Origin of the sequence: Meridianimarinicoccus zhengii, assembly GCF_003254465.1 — a bacterium.
Classification (GTDB): domain Bacteria; phylum Pseudomonadota; class Alphaproteobacteria; order Rhodobacterales; family Rhodobacteraceae; genus Meridianimarinicoccus; species Meridianimarinicoccus zhengii.
In genome coordinates this window covers 43,682-50,330 of the sequence record NZ_QDFI01000027.1, presented here as the reverse complement: position 1 = coordinate 50,330, position 6,649 = coordinate 43,682, and the positions used below count along the sequence as shown (strand labels likewise).

4 protein-coding genes are annotated in these 6,649 nt (G+C 64.4%); 2 read left to right on the top strand and 2 right to left on the bottom strand.

What is annotated here, in order from left to right; all coding sequences use genetic code 11:
- Positions 1-113: 113 nt before the first annotated feature.
- Together DDE13_RS10565 and DDE13_RS10560 are read right to left on the bottom strand one after the other, a co-directional pair.
- A complete protein-coding gene (locus tag DDE13_RS10565; protein WP_111404049.1) occupies positions 114-1,676 on the bottom strand; it encodes an AbgT family transporter in 1,563 nt (520 codons plus the stop codon).
- 109 nt (positions 1,677-1,785) lie between these two features.
- Positions 1,786-2,856 (bottom strand): porin, encoded by a 1,071-nt coding sequence (locus tag DDE13_RS10560; protein WP_162630948.1) that lies wholly within the window; start codon positions 2,854-2,856, stop codon positions 1,786-1,788.
- A 532-nt stretch (positions 2,857-3,388) separates the two neighbouring features.
- Here DDE13_RS10560 and DDE13_RS10555 point away from each other — a divergent pair.
- Positions 3,389-5,194 carry an SLC13 family permease gene (locus DDE13_RS10555; RefSeq protein WP_111404047.1) on the top strand — a complete coding sequence of 602 codons (1,806 nt, stop codon included), beginning with the start codon at positions 3,389-3,391 and terminating at the stop codon, positions 5,192-5,194.
- Between the two features lie 75 nt (positions 5,195-5,269).
- A complete protein-coding gene (locus DDE13_RS10550) occupies positions 5,270-6,646 on the top strand; it encodes a M20/M25/M40 family metallo-hydrolase (protein ID WP_111404046.1) in 1,377 nt (458 codons plus the stop codon).
- Positions 6,647-6,649: the final 3 nt, after the last annotated feature.

The window sequence follows — 6,649 nt, the reverse complement described above, 5'->3', positions numbered from 1 at the left end:
GAGTGCTACAACTTCTTCAAGGCCGCCGGATACGGAACCGATTAAACGCGACACGCTCTAGCCGGTCGTGGCACACGGGCGGGGTCCGCCCGTGACGTCGCCGTGGCCCGCGGTCACGCCGGCCCGAGCGGCAGGCCGAAGACGTACCAGGCGATCAGCATCAGGGTCCACAGGACCAGCAGCACGACCGTATAGGGCAGCATCAGCGCGACCATGGTCCCGATCCCGGCGTTCTTTTCGTACTTGTTGGCGAAACCCACCATCACGGCCAGATAGACGTTCAGCGGCGTGATGACGTTCATGGGACTGTCGCCGACCCGGTAGGCCGCGAGCACGAGATCCGGATCGCCCCCGAGCCGCATGAACAGCGGCACGAAGACGGGCGCGAGGATCGCCCATTTCGCCAGCGCGCCGGTCAGGATGATGTCGATGATCGCCACGACCACGACGAACAGGATGATGTAGCCCACGGCCCCGATCGGCACGGTCTGCAGGAAATCCGCCAGGTTCACGGCCAGCACGGTGGCGAGGTTGGTATAGTTGAAGAAGGCGATGAAGTTGGCGATCACGAACAGCAGGAAGATCATGCCCGCGAGGTTCGACCATGTCTTGACGACCAACCCGATCGCGGCCGTGACATTGGCGATCGTGCCCGCACCGCGCCCGTATGCGTAGCCGACGACGAGGAACAGCAAGCTGATGAGGATGATGAGCCCCGACATGAAGGGCGAACCCGCCATGATGCCGCCTGTTTCCTGGTTGCGCAGGATGCCCCACGGCAGCGGCGGCGCAGTCAGCAGCCCGATCACCACGACGAAACCGAGAAAGGCGCGACCAGCGTTCTTCAGCCCGGCCTGTTCGCTGCCCGACAACCCCTCGGACGCCTCGACCGGTACGCCGCCGGTATAGGCGCCAAGGCGCGGTTCGATCACGTATTCGGTCAGCAGCGTGCAGATGATCCCCATCAGGATCGACGAGGCGATCATGAAGAACAGGTTGCCGACGACGCTGATCTGCGCGGCTGGATCCACGGCGCGGATCGCGTCGTTCGTCACCTCGACCAGCAGCGCGTCCGTGGGCGTGACGAACACGTTGACGAGGAAGACCGCCGCCACGCCCGAGAACCCGGCCGCTAGCCCGGCGAGCGGGTGCCGCCCCATCGAATGGAAGGCGGCGGCGGCAAGCGGCACGAGCACGAGATACCCCGCGTCGGCGGCGATGGAGGACAGCACGCCGACCATGACGATCATGAAGGTGAAGATCGACCGAGGGGCCGCCGCCACCAGCTTGCGCACCAGCGTGGCGATCAGGCCGGATTCCTCGGCCAGCCCCACGCCGATCATCGCCACGAGGATCACGCCCACCCCCGTGAAGCCAAGGAAGTTCGCAACCGGCGATGTGAGCATGAACCGAATGCCGTCGGGTGCCAGCAGGCTCCGCACCGACGCCGTCTGCTCCACGATGTCGCCGATGGCCGGGTCATACCCGTCATAGGTGACGGTCGTGCCGAGCAGGCCGAAGATCGCCGACAGGACGATGACGATCCCGATCAGCATAAAGAAGATGATGGCCGGGTGCGGCACCATGTTGCCCACCCTTTCCACGGTCGCAAGGAACCCGGTCGATGCCTCTTTCTCGGCGATCAGTTCGTTCTTGTCGTCAGGCTTGGCTGTCATGGGAACCTCGCATCCTGTGATCGGGTCTGGAACGCGGGACCGCCCGACCGGCGCCCCACGCAATTTCGGATATACGCCGCGCTTGCCGCCGCAGTGCCCTTTCGCCGCATCAGAAGAACGCCCGCGCGCCGATCAGGAAGCCATCCGCGTCCCGATAGCTCCCGCCAAGCCGGTCTTCATAGGTAAAACGCCGCCATCCCGCGTAGAGATCGAGCGATAGCGCATCGAAGCTCTGCACGGCATAGAGCCCCCAGTTTTCCGTCCGGGCGCCGTCCGACACGAAGTCATCGCCGCGGTAGTAATCCACCGACAGCGACGTGGTGCCGAGATCGAAGAAATCCGACCGCCAACCGGCGCGGGTCCAGACATAGCTGGCGCCGTCAATCTGCTCGCCCGCAGACACGGCGAGGTTCAACCCCGTCGGGGTGTGCACCAGCGTCGCCGATCCAGCCAACCGCTCCGTATCTGGACCGTTGGGATCATCGAGCCACTGGTATCCCAGCGCGGCACGCACCGCGATATCGCCGATATCGCCGGTCCAGCGGATGGCCACGTCATAATATTCCGTATCGTCGTCGTCGTTCAGGACGTTCTCGCCGTAGGACGTGGACAGCACCACCCCGTGGAAGGCCGGCGTGTCATAGCGCGCCCGGAACCGCCGCGCGCCGTCGAAGCTGTTGTTGACCCGCCCGACGGATGTGTCCGTCAGCGCGCCGGTACCATCGCGGAAGCGGAACGATCCGAAGCCGTCCGAGCTGTCGGTCGCCCCGGCATGGAAGGTGAAACTGTCGTCCAGCCCCGCGGTTCCGTCCGACGCCGTGCTGCCCTGCCCCAGCGACAGCGTGCCGTAATCGGTGTCGAAGGCGACCTCGAACCAGCGCAGCGACTGGCGGTCCCAGTCCACCCATGGCGGCTCGCCATCCTGAGAGATCGACGCGGAATTGCGCAGGCCCAGCCCGGTCTCGAAGCGGAAGCGAACGGTCATGGCGTCGAAGGGCTGTGTCACGGTAACGCCAAGGCGCGTGTTCCAGTTCCCGTTGTCCACGACGCCCTGCGTGGTTTCCACACCGTCATCGAAGCTCTGGAACGTCAGGTTCGCCTGCCCGTAGAAGGTCGTGACCCCGCCACTGTCATTGGTGAATGTCGAGGCCGATCCGGTCGCGGCGGAGTCGATCGGCAAGTCGTTGACAGCGGAATCGTAATCGAAATCCCCGTCAGAAACACCTTGCGCGCAAACGCCCGTCGCAATTACGAAAAAAAGCCCCGCAACGAAACAACAGAGACAGCGATGCCGCACGACCCCATTCCTTCCCCATGCGCGCCCGCGCCGGATCCCCGAAATTCTGTCGAAACAAGGCACCATTCATGTCTTGTTCTCAGGATTGGTAAAAAGTCGATAAGCAAGTACGGCGACTTACCTCCACAAGTCGAACGACTTGCACGACCAAACACTCCCCTCCACCATCCTGCGCGAATCTGATTTTCAATCAAGCAGTTTGTGAAAGCCAAGTCCGGTGTTTCTTCAGGGAGCGCGCGCTTTTGGGAAATGGAACCGCAGATTTTCATGGTGTCCGAAGCAAAAAATCACATCCGCCATGTGCAAAAAGCACGCAGCGTCGGGACTCGGCGCAATCGTGGCCGACCGACGAAATTCATGTTGCAAAAAAGTGGATTGCAGCCATGCTTTCGGCACATCACGACATAGGTGCTCCGTGACAGAGATCTGGACCGTTTTCGCGATCATCGCCGCCATCGTCGTGTTGTTCGCATGGGACAGGTTGCCGGTGATCGCGGTCTGCATGGGCGCGGCCCTCGCACTTTGGGCGACCGGAATACTGACGTTGCAGCAAAGCCTTGCCGGGTTCGGCGATCCGGCAGTGATCTTCATCGCGGCGCTGTTCGTGGTCAGCGCGGGGCTCGAGGTCGCCGGCGTCACCGCCTGGGCGGGTCAGTTGCTGATCCGGCAGGCGGGGGAAAGCCGACCGCGGCTGATCCTGCTGATGATGGGTTTCGTGGGGGTCCTTGCGGGCCTCATCAGCGTCAACGGGGCGGTGGCCGCGCTGATCCCGGTCGTCGTCGTGATGGCGCTGCGGCTTGGCCGCGCACCGTCGCAGATGCTGATGCCGCTGGTGTTCGGCGCCCATGCCGGGTCGCTCCTGCTGCTGACGGGCAGCCCGGTGAACGTGCTCGTGCTCGAAGCGTCGCGGGATGCGGGTGGCGCGGGTTTCAGCTACTTCGAGTTCGCACTGATCGGCATCCCGACGATGATCGGCTGCATCGCCATCGTGGTGTTCTTCGGCGCGCGGCTGCTGCCCAACCGCACCAGCGCGACGCTTCCCCCCGACCTCAGCCAGCATGCGACCACCCTCGTTGAACAGTTCCGCCTGTCGGGCGAGACGAACCAGTTGCGGGTCAGCGCCGACTCGCCCCTCATCGGCACCGCGCCTATGGACAGCGAACTTGCGGGCCGCCGCGATGTCACCTTTTATCCCCGCACCGGCACGGACGGCAGGCCGATCCGCACCGACGTGATATCCGAGGGCGACCTGCTGATCGTCCGAGGCCCGGCCGATCAGGGCGCGGAACTGGCCACGCAATACGGTCTCGCCTTCTGTGAAAACGTGCCCGAAGGCGGCGTGGCGGACCAGTTGTTCAACCGCGATTCCGGTCTGGCGGAGGTCGTCATTCCGCCGCGCTCGCCGCTCGTCGGGCAGCGGTTCTTCCCCGGCATGGTCACCGAAAGCGGCGATCTGATCGTGCTGGCGATCCAGCGCGCCGGAGCGGATCTCGACCCGGGGGAGCCGCTGGCGGTCGGCGACACGCTGCTGCTTCAGGGCACATGGAACGCGCTGAACCAGCGGCTGAGCAAGCCCGAGGTGCTGGTCGTGAACTCCCCCGATCTCGTGCGCCGGCAGGCGGTGCCGCTGGGGCAGGGGGCAAAGACCGTGCTCGTGGCGCTGGCGATCATGGTGGTCCTGCTGGCCACCGGGCTTGTGCCGCCCGCCGTCGCGGGGCTGATCGCCGCGGGGATCATCCTGATATCCGGCGTGCTGAGCACCGAACAGGTCTACAAGTCCATCGGCTGGACCACCGTGATCCTCGTGGCTGCGCTGACGCCGCTGTCGACCGCGATGCAGGTGACGGGGGCTGCGCAACTGCTGGCCGACAGGCTGGTGTACCTTGTGGGCGATGCGGGCCCGTATGCCTTGCTGACAGGGCTTTTCCTGCTGTCGGCGGTCATGGGGCAGGTCATTTCGAACACCGCGACATCATTGATCGTCATCCCGATCTCGGTCGTCGCGGCAAACCAGATGGGGATCTCTATACAGCCCGTGCTGATGTGCGTGTGCGTGGCCTGCGCCGGCGCCTTCCTGACACCCGTGGCGACGCCCACCAACCTGATGGTGATGGAACCGGGCGCCTACAGGTTCGGCGATTACTGGAAGCTCGGCCTGCCCATGCTGATCTGGTTCTACGTCATCGCCGTGGTGCTGGTGCCGCTGATCTGGCCGTTCTAGACAAGACCCGGAACAAGGCGGCGCAGTCTCCGCGCGGCCCGGCATTCATTCACGACGCAGCGGGAGGTAGCCACCATGTCCGATCTCGACAAAGTCCTTGAGCATATCGACGCCGATCTCGACAACGCGCTCGACCGGCTGTTCAACACGGTGCGTATGAAGTCGATCTCGACCGACCCTGCCTATGCCGCCGAAACGCGCGCTTGCGCCGAATGGCATTCCGCGGATCTTGAAAGCATCGGCTTCCGGTCCGAACTGCGCGACACGCCCGGTCATCCGGTCGTTCTGGCGAAGAACCACGACGCGGATGGCACACGGGTGCTGTTCTATGGCCATTACGACGTGCAGCCCGCCGACCCGCTGGAACTTTGGGAGGGAGAACCTTTCGATCCCAGGATCGTCACCCTGCCCGATGGCAGCAAGGAAATCCGTGGCCGGGGCGCGTCCGACGACAAGGGCCAGTTGATGACCTTCGTGGAAGCCTGCCGGGCGTGGAAGGCCGTGACAGGCACGCTGCCCATCCCCATCACGATCCTGCTGGAGGGGGAGGAAGAATCGGGCGGCGTGAACCTGCCCGGTTTCCTCGATGCCGCAAAGGACGAGTTGCAGGCCGATGTCGCCATGATCTGCGACACCAACATGTGGGACAGGGACACCCCCGCGATCACCACCAGCCTGCGCGGCCTCTGCGCCGAGGAGATCCACATCCACGCATCAGACCGCGATCTTCATTCCGGGTTCTACGGGTCGGCCGCCGCAAACCCGAACCACATCCTCGCCCGCATCATCGCCGACCTGCGCGACGCTGACGGCCGCATCACGATCCCCGGCTTCTACGATGGCGTGCCCGAACCCTCGGCCGACCTGCTTGCCGGCTGGGAGAAACTCGGTTTCTCCGAAGAGGCCTTCCTCGGCGAGGTCGGCCTTTCCGTGCCCGCGGGCGAAAAGGGCCGCTCGGTGCTGGAACAGACCTGGTCGCGCCCGACCTGCGAAGTGAACGGCATGACGGGCGGCTACACCGGCGACGGGTTCAAGACGGTTATCCCCGCTGTCGCCTCGGCCAAGATAAGCTTTCGTCTCGTCTTCGATCAGGATCCGCACAAGATCCGGGCCGCCTTCCGCGCCTTCGTGCAGGAGCGAATCCCCAACGATTGCCGGGTGGAATTCACCGAGTTCGGATCGGGACAGGCCGTGACCTTCGACGTGTCCTCGCCGTTCTTCCAGAAGACCCAACAGGCGCTGAGCGACGAATGGGGCAAGGACGCGGCCTTCGTCGGCGGCGGCGGGTCGATTCCGGTCACAACCCTCATCAAGGACAAGCTCGGCCTTGACGCGGTCATGGCCGGCTTCGGGCTGAGCGACGACCGCATCCACAGCCCGAACGAGAAATACAGCCTGACAAGTTTCCACAAGGGCATCCGGTCCTGGGCGCGCATCCTCGCAGCCCTTTGACCG

Bases quoted from the DNA above. Each gene is read 5' to 3' on its own strand.
- DDE13_RS10565 (WP_111404049.1), bottom strand. From the start codon at position 1,676: ATGACAGCCAAGCCTGACGACAAGAACGAACTGATCGCCGAGAAAGAG.
- DDE13_RS10550 (WP_111404046.1), top strand. From the start codon at position 5,270: ATGTCCGATCTCGACAAAGTCCTTGAGCATATCGACGCCGATCTCGAC.